The organism is Nocardia sp. NPDC003482 (assembly GCF_053588115.1).
Genome location: NZ_JBSFPI010000032.1, coordinates 22,460 through 36,589 on the forward strand (window position 1 = coordinate 22,460; position 14,130 = coordinate 36,589).

Below are 14,130 nucleotides of genomic sequence, written 5' to 3' on the forward strand. Positions count from 1 at the left end.
AAGACTGTACACAGAGTATCTCAGTGTGCGGGCGTCGGTCTACGGGTGCGGACCACGGGAAAACCGGTGGCGTCGGCGTTTTCGGCGGGGCTAGGGTCCCGAGCATGAGCGGCATCGAAGGTTCGTGGGACGCGCGGTTCGCGGGGGCGGCCGAAACCTTCGGCAGGGCCCTGGACGAGGGGGACGGGGGTGCGTCGGCGGCGGTGTTCGTCGACGGTCGGCCGGTGCTCGACATCTGGGGCGGGTATCGCGACGCCGAGGGTTCGGCGGCGTGGGAGCGAGACACGATCGTCAATGTGTGGTCGACGACCAAGACGATGGTGGCGGTATGCGCGCTGCTGCTGGCCGATCGGGGGGAGTTGGATCTCGACGCGGCCGTCGCCGAGTATTGGCCGGAGTTCGCCGCGGCGGGCAAATCCGGGGTGCGGGTTCGGCATCTGCTCGGGCACACCGCGGGGTTGCCCACCTGGGACGTTCCGCTGACCGCGGCCGACCTCTACGACTGGCGCGGGGTCACCGACGCGCTGGCCGCGCAGGCCCCGGCCTGGGCGCCCGGCGAGGCGGCGGGGTACCACTCGATCACGTTCGGTTTCCTTGTGGGCGAGGTGATCTCGCGGGTCTCGGGTCGTTCCGTGGGCCGGTACTTCGCCGAGGAGATCGCCGCGCCGCTGGGCGCCGACTTCCATATCGGGCTGGCGCCCGAACACGATCACCGGGTCGCCACGCTCCTCCCCGATCCGGCGGGCGATCGGCCCGAGGACTTCTTCGTCGGCGTTCGGGACGCGAACACCCCGGCGTGGCGGCGCGCGGAGATCCCGGCGATCAACGGGCACGGCAACGCGCGCTCGGTCGCGCTGGTGCAATCGCTGCTGGCCTGCGGCGGGACGGTGAACGGCACCCGGCTGCTCGCCCCCGCCACCTGCGAGCGGGTCTTCGAGGAGCAGTTCCGCGGCACCGATCGCGTTCTCGGACAACCGATCCGCTGGGGGCTCGGCTACCGCCTGGAGAACCGCACCTGCTCCTGGGGCGGTTGGGGCGGGTCGCTGGTCTTCGTCGACGTGGACGCGCGAATGTCCATGGCGTACACCATGAATCGGGTGCGGTGGGCGGACGGGTACGCGCGGGCGCTGGACGTGCTGTTCGCGGCGTACGACGGCGTCCTGTCCTGACCCTGTCCGTTTCACCCTGCGCGCCTCGGGTATTCGCCGCACGTTCGACGCGAACGGGAACGAGGATTCGATGAGCGTGCTGTCAGGTGAGGGATCGATGTCGGGCTCGGCGAGCCGGGTCGCGCAGAACAGCGTGCTCGAGCGGTTCGCCCGGTCCGGATTCGTGATGACCGGGATCGTGCATCTGATCATCGGGTACATCGCGATCCGCCTCGCGCTCGGGGGCGGCGGCGGGACCGCGGACCAGTCGGGGGCCATGGCCGAGATGGCGGCGAAACCCGGTGGGCGCGTGGCCCTCTGGATCGGCGCCGCGGCGTTCGTGCTGATGGGCCTGTGGCGCCTGGCGGAGACGGCGTTCGGCAGCGCATCGAAGCCCGACAAGGACAGTGCCTCCGGCGAGGCGTTCCACCGCGTGAAGGCGTTCGCGCTGGCGGTGATCTACTTCGCCTTCGCGGTGTCGGCGTTCGGTTTCGCCCGGGGCAGCGGCAAGTCGAGCAGCGGGCAGAGCACGGGGATGACGGCGCGGCTGATGCAGCACACGGCGGGCACGGTCGTCCTCGTCATCGCCGGATCGATCATCATCGGGGTCGGCGGATATCACGTCTACAAGGGCGCGAGCCGAAAGTTCCTGCGCGACTTGCAGGGTTCGCCGAGCACGCTGGTGCGACGGCTGGGCATAAGCGGCTACATCGCGAAGGGGCTGGCCGTCGCCGCGGTCGGGGCACTGGTGATCCTCGCCGTCACCCGCTCGCAGCCCGACAAGGCCGGCGGCCTCGACGCGGCCCTGAAAACCCTTGGCGCGCAACCGTACGGCGTGGTGCTGTTGATCGTCGCCGCGGTGGGGATCATCCTCTACGGGCTGTACTGCTTCGTGATGGCGCGGTTCGCCAAGATGTGAGCGGCGGGGCGATGACCCTGCCCATAGGAGACCGTCGGAGATCATTGGGCATACTGTTCTTGATGAGTCATCAAGACACGAGCGGTCGGTACGGCGATGCCTCGTAACAGGCGGCCGCGGGATCGGGAGGAGAAGCGGGCCGAGATCGTCACGCATGGGGGTCTTCGTGATCGAGGGCCTGCTCATGCATTCCCCGGGCGCGGCCGACAAGCGCGCGGTGTTGTCGGCGCTGGTGCGCGGGATCCGGGGGCTCGCGGTGACGGCGCCCTGAGCCGCCGGACCAGAACTTTCTCGATCGTCAGTCAAGAAGGGTGCCGTCCGCCCCGATTCGGAAAACCCGTGTAGTCGCCGGGCGGCCGGTACCGTAAGAACGACGGTGCGGCCGTCGTTCGGAGGGATTGGTGGCCAGGGTATTCATCAGTCACGCGAGCGCGGATCGGGTGTGGGCCAACCGGATTCGGGACTGGCTGGTCGCCGACGGGCACGAGGTGTTCCTCGATCTGCATCCGGCGGACGGGCTGATCGTCGGCGAGGAGTGGGAGCGCGCGCTGTACCGGCGGCTGCGCTGGGCCGACGCGGTGGTCTGCGTGGTGAGCCCGGACTATCTCCGCTCGGTGTGGTGCGCGGCCGAGGTCGGTATCGCGAAGGCGAACGGCTCCCGGCTGCTTCCGGTCCGCGTGGTCGCCGGGGCGACCCATCCGCTGCTGCGGTCGCTCCAGCAGTCCGATGCCGCGGCCGACCCGGCGGCGGCGCGGGCGAAGCTCGCGGTCGCGCTGCGTCGGCTCGACGTGGGCGGCGGCCTGGGGTGGCCGGACGACCGTTCGCCGTATCCGGGTCTGGCGGCCTTCGACACCGACCGGCACCGCGTCTTCTTCGGCCGCGGGCGGGAGGCCGCGGAGATCGCCGAGCTGTTGCGCAAACCCGCGACGCGCGCCGAACCGGCGATCCAGCTGGTGATCGGCCCCTCGGGGTGCGGGAAGTCCTCGCTGATCCGGGCGGGCGTGCTCCCGCTCATCGCCGAGGAACCCCTGTGGGTGCCGCTCGACCCGATCGTTCCGGGCACGGATCCGGTGGGCGCGCTGACCCGCACCCTGGCGGTCGCCCGGCAGCGCGCCGGACTGGAGCCGCCGTCGGAATCCGCGCGAGAACGGCTGCTGGACAAGGGCTTCGGTGAGATCGCGGAGGAGATCCTGACCGCCGAGAAGGCGGGCGCCGAATGCAGGCTCCTCCTGGTCGTCGACCAGTTCGAGGAGTTGCTCCGGCGCACACCCCCGCCGCGGCGCGCCGAATTCGTCGACGTGCTCCTCCCCGCGGTGGGCGCGTCCGTCCAGGTCCTCGCCACCCTGCGACCGGAATTCCTCGACGCGCTCGGGACCGACCCGGCGCTGTCCCGCCTCCCCGTCCGGACCCATTCCCTGCCACCGCTGCGCACGACCGCGCTGCGCGAGATCATCGAGGGACCGGCGCGGGTGGCGGGCCTGACGCTCGAGGACGGTCTGGTGGACGCGCTGGTCGCCGACACCGAGAGCGGTGAGGCGCTGCCGATGCTGGCCTTCACCCTGGCGCGGCTGTCGGACGGCGTGCGCCGCGGCGAATCGCTCACCCGACGCCGCCTCGACGAGATCGGCGGTGTGCGAGGCGCTTTGGGGCGGCAGGCCGATGCCGCGCTGGCCGAGGCGCGCGCGACCACCGGCCGATCGGACGACGAGATCGTCGCGATGCTGCTGCGTCTGGTCACCGTCGACGAGAGCGGCGTGCCCACCCGCGATCGGGTGCCGCGCGCGGAACTGACCGACGCCGCCCGGTCGGTGGCCGACATCTTCGTGAACGATCGGTTGCTCACCACCGCCGAGGAGGACGGCCGCGTCGTCGTCTCGGCCGCGCACGAGGCGTTCCTGCTGAACTGGAAGCCGTTGCGCGAGGCCATCGCTCGCGAGTGCGCCGCCCTGCGCGCCCGGCGGGCCGTGGAGATCGCGGCCGCGGAATGGGAAACCGATCACAAACCCGAACGGTTGTGGGAGCGCGATCGGCTGAGCGTGGCGATGCACGATATCGGGTCCCGCCCGCGACTGGGTCGCCTGCGCCCGGCTCGGATCGAAATCAGCACGCGCGCAAGGAATTTCCTGGAAAGAAGCTACCGTCGTGATCGCCTCCGGCGCGGGCGGGCGACGGCGGTGCTGTCCGCGCTGCTGTGCGCCGCGCTGGTCGCGGCGTTCGTCGCGATCGTGCAGCAGCGGGCGGCGGTGGCGCGGCAGCACACCGCGGTCGCCCGCCAACTGCTGGCGCAGGCCGATCAGCTGCGCCCGATCGATCCCCGCGCGGCCATCCGGCTCGGGCTCGCGGCCGATCGCGTCGACCCGAGCGACGAGACCCGGCAGTGGTTGCTCAATATGCTCTCCACCAGCAGGTACGCGGGCAGCATCGACGGCGCGACCGCAGCGGTGCAGTCGCTCGCCTTCGCGCCGGACGGGCGCACGATCGCCGTGCAGCACCAGGGCGGGACGGTCGAGCTGTGGGAAGTGTCCGATTCCGGCCGGACGCGGCGGCTCGCGGAGCCGCTGGCCGATGTGAACGACGGTATCCCCATCGCCTTCACGCCCGACGGCAAGACCCTGCTGACCGGATCGGCCCTCGACCTCAACGCTCGCGATGCGCGCCTGGGCCTGTCGGTGTCCGCCGAGCCGAGGCACTATCCGGCGAGCGTGGACGGTCTGCTCCAGTGGGATGTCTCCGATCCGGCCCACCCGCGCCTGAAAGCGCGTGCGTCCCTTGCCATTTCCGAGACGCTGAGATTCGACTTCGCCCCGGCGGCCCGGTTGGCGCTGAGTCATCAGTTCAAGGAGCCGACCCAGCTGTGGGATCTCACCGATCCGGAGCATCCGGCGCCGACCGCGACCGTGCTGCCGCCCGAGGAGAATCTTCTCACCGCCGCCTTCTCCCCGGACGGCACCCGCCTGGTGACCAGCACGTACACCGCCGCGACGCTGTGGGACGTCGGCGATCGCCGAGCGCCGCGACCGATCGCGCGATGGGACCTGCCACCCAGGCAGTCGATTCAGCAGATCGCGTTCGCACCCGATGGCCGCCGCGTGGCGGTCACGGTGTTCCCGACCGGCGGCCAGCTGTGGGACATCACCGATCCGGCGCGACCGCGCACGGTCGCGAGCCTGGGTTCCGGGGGCCGGTTGGCGTTCGCTCCGGCCGGCGACGTGGTCGCCGCCGCACAGGAATTCGGAAACGTCACCACGCTCTACGACTTCCGCAACGCGGATGGCGACGACCCCGCGACGGTCTCCCTGGTCGGGCAGCTCACGCGGACGACGGCGGTCGCGTTCTCGGCGAACGGCGTCCTGGCCGTCGGCGAGCCCGACGGGCGGACGGTCCTGTGGACCATCGATGCGCACACCCAGCCGCAGCCGATGGGACAACCGTTCTCGGGCGAGGTCGACAAGGTCGCCGGTCCCTGCGGCCTCGCGACGAGTCGCGACCTCACCGCGACGGGCGGCCGGAACGGCAGGGTCGATCTCTGGGAGACGGGCCGCCCGGACGACCCGGTGCACACGGCGGCCTTCGACACCGAGCATTTCGATCCCCTCAACGACCTGCGGATCAGCTGTGTGGCGCTGTCACCCGACGGCACGGTCCTGGCCACCGGTGGTCCCGACCGGACCGTGGCGCTGTGGGACGTCCGTGATCACCGGCGCCCCCGGCGGCTCGGCGTGCCGCTGACGGGCATAGTGGGCACACCGCGGTCCCTCGCCTTCTCCCCCGACGGCAGGCGACTGGCGGCGGGCAGCGACGGTACTTCGCTGATGTGGGACATCACGAACCGCGACGCGCCGCGGCGGCTGGGCCGCGGCATCGAGGCGGTGATGCGACAGATCTCGTTCACCGCGGACGGCCGCGCGTTCGCCCTGGGCTGGGCCGACAGGACATTGACGTTCTGGGATTTCACCGACTCCGACAACCCGATCCGGCTCGGCGGCATCCCGATCGAGCAGAACACACCCGTCGCGTACTCACCGGTGACCGGGGTGCTGGTGGTCGTGGCGAACGACGCGGGACAGTTCTGGGACGTCAGCGATCCGGCGCACGCCAAACCCGTCGGCAATGTGGTGCGGTCGCCGTTCGGAGAGTTCGAGCCCCGATTCGATTCCACCGGAACGATGCTCGCGATCACCGGCGACGATAGGGTGCAGATCTGGCTCGTCGCCGATCCGGCGCATCCCACCCGGATCGGGGAGGCCCGCGACGCGGGGGCCGGGGAGATCATGGCGGCGAGCTTCACCGCCGATTCCACCCGGCTCATCACCGGCCACGAACTGGGCAAGGTGGTCGTGTGGGATCTGCGCCGGATCCACGAACTGCTCCGGCACATCGACGAAATCGCCTGTGCGACAGTGGGAACGGGCCTCGATCGGGACGGCTGGCAACAGTACATCCGGGAACTTCCCTATCGCGACACCTGCGGATGACCGAAGGGGCGGTCAGCGCACGGGGGCCAAGCGCACCACCCGGCCACTGCGATGGTCCTCGGTGTAGTAGATGGTGCCGTTCGAGTCGAACGCGACACTCTCGAGCAGACCGAGATCGGTGTAGGGCAGTCGCGTCGGTGTCGTTGTGCCGGGGGCGATTTCCCACAACGACGCGACCCGCTCGAACGGCGCGTCGGCGTCCGAATGGTTCACGCCGAGCAGCAGGGTGCCGCGATGATCGAAGGCGAGCGCCTCGACGAGGGTCAGATCCGGAATCGGAGTCGTCATCGCGGGCCCGCCGCCCCCGCGGAAGGTGAGCAGCGCCTGAGCCGGATTCGCGACGGTGACCACGACGTCACCCGCGTCGGACACGGCGATGGGGGCCCGCAGATCCGCGACGTGCGCCAGCACCTCCGCCGGGGCTCCGGAACCCTTGGGCAGGCGCAGGATTCGGGCGTTGTCGGTATCGGTGACGTACACGGTGCCCGCCCGATCGACCGCGACGGCCGCGTCGAACGAATGGCCGGTCCCCGCGGGACCCGGATCGGCCAGGGCGGGGAATGGCAGGTCGGTGATCGTCGTTCGGTCCGCGGCGATCTGCCATACCCGGCCTTGGGGATAGTCGATGACGTCGATCTCGTGCGCCGGGCCGAGCGCGAGGGCGGAGGCGTGCTTCATATCGGGCACGCGAATCCGTCGCGGGAGGAACGTCCCGGCGGGCAGCCAGTAGATCTCCTCGGAGTTCAGCACGTACACATCCCCGTTGTCGTCCACGACGAGGGCCCCGCTCACCGGGATCGGCAGATCGGTCTGTGTCTGCCACCCGGTCGCCCGACGCACCGGCGGCTCGCCCGGCCACCACGCCCACACGGCGACGAGCACGACCACCACGGCCACGGCACCGACCAGCCACCTCGGGGACGGTCGCGACCTCATGCGGCGATTATCCGCCGTGCGCGGCTCCCTCGTGGGCGAGCGGCCGATCGTCCTCGGCGGGCACGCCCGGAACGGGCGGGCGGGCGATGATCAGCAGGTCGCCCACGCGGATGTGGTGGGCGTCCGAGCCGGGCCGAGGTTCGGGACGGTGGCCGGTGACGGCGGCGAAGACGTCGACCGCCGCGGGCAGTTCGGTGAGCGGGACCTCGAGGTGCGGGTCGATCCGGCGGCTTCGGGTCGAATCCGATTGCGGGACCGGCGAATACGGTGTCTCCCCGGGAAGGGGCCGATGCTCGACGAGTTCGGCGAGGACGCCGCCGGGGTACAGCAGGCGGGCGCGGCGGCCGGGCAGGATCGGCTCCACGCGCTCGAGGATTCGCGCGCCGATATCCGCGGCGATGGCGATCTGCCGGTCCAGGTCGGGAACGATCAGGGAGAAACGCGTCGCGCGCTGCACGGGGGTGAAGGGGCGTTCGCTCGCGATGAGCAGGACCCCGCCCACCGCGGCGAGTTCGAGCCCGCCGAAGTCGGGAATGGGCATCCGCAGATCGGCCCGTAAGCCTTGGAGCGCTTCGTAATCGGCGATCTGCCGGTCGAGCCGGTCCAGCGGCACCAGCACGCGGGACAGGATGCGGGTATTGGGCAGGCGGGAGGAATCCGGCATCGTCCGGAACCAGCGGTCGGGGATCATGTGACGGTCCATTTCTCGGCTCGGACGCCCAGCTCGCGCAGGACGCGGTCGGCGGTGTCGGCCAGTGCGGCGGAATCGCCGAACCGGCAGGGGATTCCGGTGATCGATATCGACAGCGTGTCGCCGATGCGAATCACGCACAGCGACAGGCGCAGTCGCGCGCGGGCGGGGACGACTCCCGGAATGCTCATGGTGCGCACGAACACCCGTGTCGCGGGCGCTCCGTCGAGCGCGTGCGACACCGCCGGGCTCGCCGCCCCGAAATTCGAGGCGACCACGTCGGTGAACTGCGCCCCGGGCGTCTTCAGCGCGGTGGCGAGGCGACGCGGCAGGTGGTGCCAGAGCGCTTGCGGCACAAGGGTGATGTCCTCCGGTCCGGTGCGTGCGAGCCGCTCCTTGGCGAGCGCGCGCACGTCCCGCACGGTCGGACCGGCCGCCGGGACGCGCATCGGCACCACGACGAGCGCGTTGGCGGACAGATCGTCGGCGCCCGCGCGCAGGCTGACCGGTATGCCGATGTCCAACTCCCCCAGACCGTTTCGGCCGGACGCCGCGTGGTACAGCCGCTCGGCGAAGGTGAGGAACAGGCTGTTGTCGGTGCCGCCCGCGGCCTCCGCCGTCGTCCGCCAGAGCGGAGCGGGCACAGTGCAGAACGCGGTCGAGAAGAACTGCGGCGCATCGGGTTCCGCGCGTCGCGCCCCACGTGACCGGAGCGCCGTGGCCAGGTCGGCTCGCAGACCCGGCTTCCGGGCGAGCTCGCCCAGCCAGCGCGCGGTGTCGCGCAGACCCCCGGTCGTCTGTTCCGCGATGTCGGTCACGTCGTCCAACCAACGCGAGCGACGCTGTGGTGGAATCGATTTCGCCGCCGCGGCGGCCTCGACGGCGCGGAGCAGGCCGACGCCGTCGACCACCGCGTGCGGAACGGTGAGCGCGACGATCGACCCGTCCTCGGTGGGCCGATAGGCCAGCGCCCAGAGTCCGTCCGGGCCGAGCGGGACGCGCACCTGGCGATCGAGCCAGTCGAGTACCGGCGCCCCCGGCGCGACGTCGGTGTCCACGATCGGGGGCAGCGCGTTGGCGGCGGGTGCCCACCAGCGGCGGGCGCCCGGAATCAGCGGCGAACTCGGCCGACGGCTCAGGACCCCGTCGTCGAGCCGCCGCCAGAACTCCTCCACCCGCGCCCGGTCGAGCCCGCGCGGCAGCGCCCAGACCAACTGGATCCGGCGCGACGCGCCCACCGAACTCGTTGCGGCGGCGAGCATTTCATCGGTGGCGTTGAGCCGGGCCCGGGCGGTCATACCTCCTCCTCGACGAGGACTCGCGGCTCGAACGCGAGTTCGGCGATCGCGGGGGCCGCCTTGAATCCGCCGCCGTTCCAGCCCGCGGCGATGGTGAGTCCGCGCGGATCCGGACAGTGCCGGACCCGCGGGTCGCCGGGGGCCGGGCGCGCGACATCGTAGGCGGTCACCCCGCCCGCCAGCGGCGCGTCGGCGGCGGCGGGCAGCAATTGCGCGATGGTCCGGCGGATCTCGTGGACGTCGGCGTCCGAGATGTCGTGCCGGATCTCGGCCGGTACCCCGAACACCTCCTGCCGTCGCCCCACGAGCACGAGATCGGGATCCCGGCAGGGCCGCACCCACGTGCCGCCGACCCGATCGATGATGGTGGGCAGGCCGCGGGTGCGATCGCGGCCGATCCGCAGCAGGCAGTAGCCGATCCGGCGGGTGCGCAACGGGAAGTCCACCCCGGCGGTGGCGGCCAGGCGGGTCGAGCCGATCCCGGCGGCGACCAGCACCCGGGGCGCCGCGATCGCCCGGCCCGCGCTGGTCACCACGCCGCGGACGCGACCCCGATCGGTCACCAGGTGGTCGGCCCGATCGGTGACGAATTCCACGCCCCGGGAACGGAGTTCGGAGCGGATGGCGGCCAGCAGCACCGGCGCGTCGACCCAGCCCGCGCCCTCCTCGAACACACCGATCACATTGGGCGGCACCGCGATCTGCGGCCACCGCCGCCGCATGGACCGCGCGGCGTAGGGCACGGTCCGGGTGCGGACGTGGGTGGGCAGCGGATCGTTCGAGTATTGCAGGGTCAGCGCGCCCGTCGGCTGGTACGCCGAGCACGCGGTGGCGCACTCCCGCATCCGGTCGAAACCGGCCGACACCAGATCGCCGAGGCCACCGCCGAGATCGAAGCGCCGGATCAGCCCGCCGGAGGCGGCCGACACCGCGGTGGACGCCGAACCGGGATCGACGACCACCACGGCGCGGCCCCCGCGCACGGCCGCGACGGCCGTGCACAGTCCGACGATGCCGGCGCCCACGATCACCATGTCGGCGTTCATGACACGCTCAGCAGGCCGTTCCGAGCCGGGACGGGCTCCGGGCGCGCCCCGGTGCGGACGCGGGCACGCAGGGATTCGGCGATGTCCTGCGCCCGCGCCGACAGCACCGCCAGCGCCCCCGCGTCACCCATGCCGTGACTCGCCTCGCACACCCCGTTGAGGTACACCGACAGCGAGTCGCCCGCGCTGGCGAACTCGAGCGAGTAGTCGCGGTGCACCACCGGGGTGCCGTCGGACTCGCACGCGATGCGATTGCGGACCGACCGCAGCAGCGGATGGGACAGCTCGTCGTCGGCGCCGGTGCCGAAATCGCGGTATCCCGTGGCGAGGACGACGGCGTCCACGTCGAGCGAGGAGGTCTCGCCGTTGTTGACGTCGGCCAGCGTCAGCGCCAGCGACCGCCCGTGCCCGACGACGGTCTGCACCTGCGAGAACGACGCCAGGGTGAAGCGATCCGAGCCGCGTTGCTCGTAATCGCGCTGCACCGTGGTCAATTGGTCGATCACGTCCTGATCGCAGGCGCCGTAGTTGACCGCCCGCAGCTGCTCGCGCAGCCGCTTCTTGGTCTCGAGCGGCAGCGGATGGAAGTAATCGATGAACTCCGGCAGGAAGACCCGGCGCGAGAACGGACTGGTGTCCTTGAGCCGGAACCCGATACCGCGCTGGATCGAGACCACCCGGCCGACATCGGGACGGGCCAGCAGATCGAGAATGATCTCGATCGCGCTCTGGCTGGAGCCGACCACCGCGACGGTGCGGAGGTCGGTCCGCTCCCGGGCCAGCCGCCGCATCGTCGACAGGTAGCGGCTGGCGTGGAAGATGCGCGGATCGTCGATCGCGAAGCAGGCCGGGATGTTCGGCGAGCGCCCGGTGCCCACCACGAGGTGCCGGGCCCGCCAGATCCGGTCGGCCGTAACGACTTCGAAGCATTCGCCGCCGGGTCCCGGCACCACCTCGACCCCGCGCACCTCCTGCCCGTAGGTCACGTGGTCGGCGAAGTGCGACGCCACCCACTCCAGGTATCCCGCGTATTCGTTGCGGAGCGCGAATTTCGTGTTGTAGTGCAGATATTCGGTGAGCGCCCCGCGACTGTGCAGGTACCGCACGAAGGTGTACTCGTGGCCCGGATCGCGCGGCATCACCAGATCGCGAAACGGGTTGTTCTGGATGTCGGCGCCGCTGAGCATCTGCTCGCTCTGCCACTCGAAACGCGGTGCGCGCTCGATGAAGTGGCAGTCCTCGAGCAGGCCCTTGTCCCGCGCGGCGATCGCGGTGGACAGATTGGCGGGGCCGAACCCGATGCCCAGCACCGGATGGATCGGAATGCGTTGCGTGATAGCCATGGGGTGCCGCCGATCAGACCGTCTCGTAGAGCGTGTTCGCCGGTTCGAGGGTGGTGATCTCCTGAACCTCGTTGGCGCCGTTGACATGGACGACCGCGGAGCGATGCTTGTCGATCTCCTCCTCGGTCAGCTGGGCGTAGGAGATGATGATGATCTTGTCGCCGGGCTGCACCAGGCGCGCGGCCGCGCCGTTGACGCAGATCTGCCCGGCGCCGGGCGCGCCCGCGATGGTGTAGGTCTCGAAGCGCTGACCGTTGTCGATGTCGACGATCTGGACGAGTTCGTGGACGCCGATACCCGCCGCCCGCATCAGGTCGGTCGAGATGGTGATCGAGCCGACGTAGTGCAGGTTGCTCTCGGTGACGGTGGCCCGGTGGATCTTCGAATTCATGAACGTGCGAAGCATGGTGTGTTCCTTGCGATTTCGAGATGGTCAGACGGCGACGGGGGCGGACACGGCGGGTCGCGGCTCGAACAGCGACGCGACGGTGGCCGCGATGTCGGGGACGATCGGATCGGCCAGCGTCGCCAGGGCGTGCAGGAAGCGCACGGCCCCGGCCTGTTCCTCGATCCGGTTCATGTCGCGGGTGGTGTATCCGAGCAGGAGGACCTCGATGTGCAGCGCGAACGCCTCGGCGGCGGCCTTGGTGCTGAAGGTGTCCAGGTCGTAGGCCTCGTCGAAGCGGGCGGTCGAGGCCGCCAGCGCCGCGAGCCACCACTGCTCGGGATCCGGGTGATCGCGGGCGTCCAGGCGCGGCGGCACGGCCGCGAACGCCTCGGCCAGCCGGCGCAGCGGGGTGTCGAACCGCTCCGCCAGGGTGTCCAGCGCCGATTCCACGGTGAATTCGGCGTGCTGGAAGTCCGGCGCCTTCAGGGCGAGGACGAACCGGGCGCGGTCGCGGCCCACGTCGGCGAGGAACCGCCGCGCCCAGATGACATCGCCCTTGCTGGTGGAGAACTTGCGCCCGCCCAGCTGGAGGTAGTTGTTGGTGATCGTGCGGCGCGGCGGCGGATCGGCGATCCCGGCCCGGCGCGCCAGGGCGGCCAGCGCGGTGTAGACGAACGCGTTGTAGAAGCCGTTGTCGATACCGATGAACTGGACCAGTTCGGCCATGCCCGGGGCCGGGTTCGTCAGCCCCAGCCAGTACAGATGCCCGACGAAGATCTCGGGCCACGCGTTGATCGTGCCCGCGACGCCGTCCCACTCGACGGGGATGCCCCACTCGATCGGGTAGGTCACCGGGATCGAGGGCAGCGGCGCGGCCAGCGTCTTGTCGATGATGCGCGCCAACGACTGTCGACCCGCGCGGTGGTGGGTGCGCAGCTCCTCGGTGATCGCGTCCCGATGCCGCTCGAGGTCGAGCATCCAGATGCGCGCGGGCCGGTACTCCACGGCGCGCTCGGCGTTGTCGAGCAACTGGGCGGGCAGGTTGTACAGGCCGCACGCCTCGCACACCCCGGCCCGCGCGTGCGCCAGGCAGTGCGGGCAGCGCCCGGTCATGAACGCCTCGGTCAGATAGGCCCCGGCCGCGGTGTCGTAGGGCAGCTCGACCGTGCGCAGATCGAACGCCCCGGCGCGCCACAGATCGGTGAAGAATCCGCGCACGAACTCGTCGTAGGCGGCGTCGGTCATCGTGTACCCGGTAACCGAGATGTCCGCCAGCGCAAGCGAAGCCGAGGTCTGCTCGAACGCGTGCGCGATGAGGGCCCGCGGATCGGTGTCGAGCCGCCGCGCGGTGGTGACGACGTAGGTCTGATTGTCGTCGGTGCTGCACGCGAACCGGACCTCGTGCCCGCGGCGACGCAGCGCCCGCGCGCACACGTCGCTGCTGAGCACCGGGCCCGCGAAATGGCCGAGATGGAAGTCGCCGTTGGGGGTGGGCGGGGAGAACGTGGAGCCGTAGAGCGCGCCGGTCATGCCCGCACCTCCTCGGGCTGCAACCAGTAGATGCTGACGAAGTCCAGCGGCCGCTCGGTGCTGGTGTTGGTGACGATGTGGTCCTGACCGTGCGGAATGTAGATCACGTCGCCGGGCTTGATCGTCCGCTGCTCGCCCGCCACGGTCACCGTGCCCTCACCCGAGGTGAAGATGAAGGTCTCGTCGGTGGCGTGCTGGTGCTGCTTGCTGGACTCCTGCGGTCGGATCGAGACGAGCGAGCTGTTCCACGGCGGCACGACGACGTCGTGCCACGGGTACAACCTGCGCAGGTCGCAGTTGTTCTCCCGGGTGATCACATCGGACTCGGCAGTACGGTAAAACATCGAAACTGATTT

General features: G+C 70.8%; 11 protein-coding genes. 3 read left to right on the top strand and 8 right to left on the bottom strand.

What is annotated here, in order from left to right; translation table 11 throughout:
• Positions 1-104 precede the first annotated feature (104 nt).
• The 3 genes from ACWDSJ_RS34105 to ACWDSJ_RS34115 all read left to right on the top strand — a co-directional run bounded on the left by ACWDSJ_RS34105 (position 105) and on the right by ACWDSJ_RS34115 (position 6,542).
• Positions 105-1,169 carry a serine hydrolase domain-containing protein gene (locus ACWDSJ_RS34105; protein WP_450036890.1) on the top strand — a complete coding sequence of 355 codons (1,065 nt, stop codon included), beginning with the start codon at positions 105-107 and terminating at the stop codon, positions 1,167-1,169.
• 70 nt (positions 1,170-1,239) lie between these two features.
• Positions 1,240-2,067: a DUF1206 domain-containing protein gene (locus ACWDSJ_RS34110; RefSeq protein ID WP_450036891.1), complete on the top strand. Its 828-nt coding sequence runs from the start codon at positions 1,240-1,242 to the stop codon at positions 2,065-2,067.
• Between the two features lie 401 nt (positions 2,068-2,468).
• Positions 2,469-6,542, top strand: a complete 4,074-nt coding sequence (locus tag ACWDSJ_RS34115; protein ID WP_450036892.1) for an nSTAND1 domain-containing NTPase — start codon at positions 2,469-2,471, stop codon at positions 6,540-6,542.
• A 12-nt stretch (positions 6,543-6,554) separates the two neighbouring features.
• Here ACWDSJ_RS34115 and ACWDSJ_RS34120 read toward each other — a convergent pair whose 3' ends face one another.
• Genes ACWDSJ_RS34120 through ACWDSJ_RS34155 form a run of 8 tightly spaced genes read right to left on the bottom strand, consistent with a single transcriptional unit; the run spans position 6,555 to position 14,118 of the window.
• Entirely contained in the window at positions 6,555-7,478 is a 924-nt protein-coding gene (locus ACWDSJ_RS34120; protein WP_450036894.1) for a hypothetical protein, read from the bottom strand.
• Between the two features lie 7 nt (positions 7,479-7,485).
• Complete coding sequence (locus ACWDSJ_RS34125) at positions 7,486-8,142, bottom strand: VOC family protein (RefSeq protein WP_450036896.1); 657 nt, start codon at positions 8,140-8,142, stop codon at positions 7,486-7,488.
• A gap of 23 nt (positions 8,143-8,165) precedes the next feature.
• Positions 8,166-9,467, bottom strand: a complete 1,302-nt coding sequence (locus ACWDSJ_RS34130) for a hypothetical protein (RefSeq protein ID WP_450036897.1) — start codon at positions 9,465-9,467, stop codon at positions 8,166-8,168.
• Positions 9,464-10,513, bottom strand: a complete 1,050-nt coding sequence (locus tag ACWDSJ_RS34135; RefSeq protein WP_450036899.1) for an NAD(P)/FAD-dependent oxidoreductase — start codon at positions 10,511-10,513, stop codon at positions 9,464-9,466. Before ACWDSJ_RS34135 ends, ACWDSJ_RS34130 begins: the two co-directional genes overlap by 4 nt.
• Entirely contained in the window at positions 10,510-11,856 is a 1,347-nt protein-coding gene (locus tag ACWDSJ_RS34140) for a SidA/IucD/PvdA family monooxygenase (RefSeq protein WP_450036900.1), read from the bottom strand. The genes ACWDSJ_RS34135 and ACWDSJ_RS34140 overlap by 4 nt, the downstream gene beginning before the upstream one ends.
• 13 nt (positions 11,857-11,869) lie before the next feature.
• Complete coding sequence (panD, locus tag ACWDSJ_RS34145; protein ID WP_387370520.1) at positions 11,870-12,262, bottom strand: aspartate 1-decarboxylase; 393 nt, start codon at positions 12,260-12,262, stop codon at positions 11,870-11,872.
• Positions 12,263-12,289: 27 nt separating this feature from the next.
• Positions 12,290-13,774 (bottom strand): class I tRNA ligase family protein, encoded by a 1,485-nt coding sequence (locus ACWDSJ_RS34150; protein WP_450036902.1) that lies wholly within the window; start codon positions 13,772-13,774, stop codon positions 12,290-12,292.
• Positions 13,771-14,118 carry a cupin domain-containing protein gene (locus ACWDSJ_RS34155; protein ID WP_387370516.1) on the bottom strand — a complete coding sequence of 116 codons (348 nt, stop codon included), beginning with the start codon at positions 14,116-14,118 and terminating at the stop codon, positions 13,771-13,773. The genes ACWDSJ_RS34150 and ACWDSJ_RS34155 overlap by 4 nt, the downstream gene beginning before the upstream one ends.
• Positions 14,119-14,130 lie beyond the last annotated feature (12 nt).

Excerpts from the sequence above, each read along its gene's own strand:
- panD (WP_387370520.1), bottom strand. The coding sequence starts at position 12,262 with ATGCTTCGCACGTTCATGAATTCGAAGATCCACCGGGCCACCGTCACC.
- ACWDSJ_RS34120 (WP_450036894.1), bottom strand. The coding sequence starts at position 7,478 with ATGAGGTCGCGACCGTCCCCGAGGTGGCTGGTCGGTGCCGTGGCCGTG.
- ACWDSJ_RS34105 (WP_450036890.1), top strand. The coding sequence starts at position 105 with ATGAGCGGCATCGAAGGTTCGTGGGACGCGCGGTTCGCGGGGGCGGCC.
- ACWDSJ_RS34125 (WP_450036896.1), bottom strand. The coding sequence starts at position 8,142 with ATGCCGGATTCCTCCCGCCTGCCCAATACCCGCATCCTGTCCCGCGTG.
- ACWDSJ_RS34135 (WP_450036899.1), bottom strand. The coding sequence starts at position 10,513 with ATGAACGCCGACATGGTGATCGTGGGCGCCGGCATCGTCGGACTGTGC.
- ACWDSJ_RS34110 (WP_450036891.1), top strand. The coding sequence starts at position 1,240 with ATGAGCGTGCTGTCAGGTGAGGGATCGATGTCGGGCTCGGCGAGCCGG.
- ACWDSJ_RS34150 (WP_450036902.1), bottom strand. The coding sequence starts at position 13,774 with ATGACCGGCGCGCTCTACGGCTCCACGTTCTCCCCGCCCACCCCCAAC.
- ACWDSJ_RS34155 (WP_387370516.1), bottom strand. The coding sequence starts at position 14,118 with ATGTTTTACCGTACTGCCGAGTCCGATGTGATCACCCGGGAGAACAAC.
- ACWDSJ_RS34130 (WP_450036897.1), bottom strand. The coding sequence starts at position 9,467 with ATGACCGCCCGGGCCCGGCTCAACGCCACCGATGAAATGCTCGCCGCC.
- ACWDSJ_RS34140 (WP_450036900.1), bottom strand. The coding sequence starts at position 11,856 with ATGGCTATCACGCAACGCATTCCGATCCATCCGGTGCTGGGCATCGGG.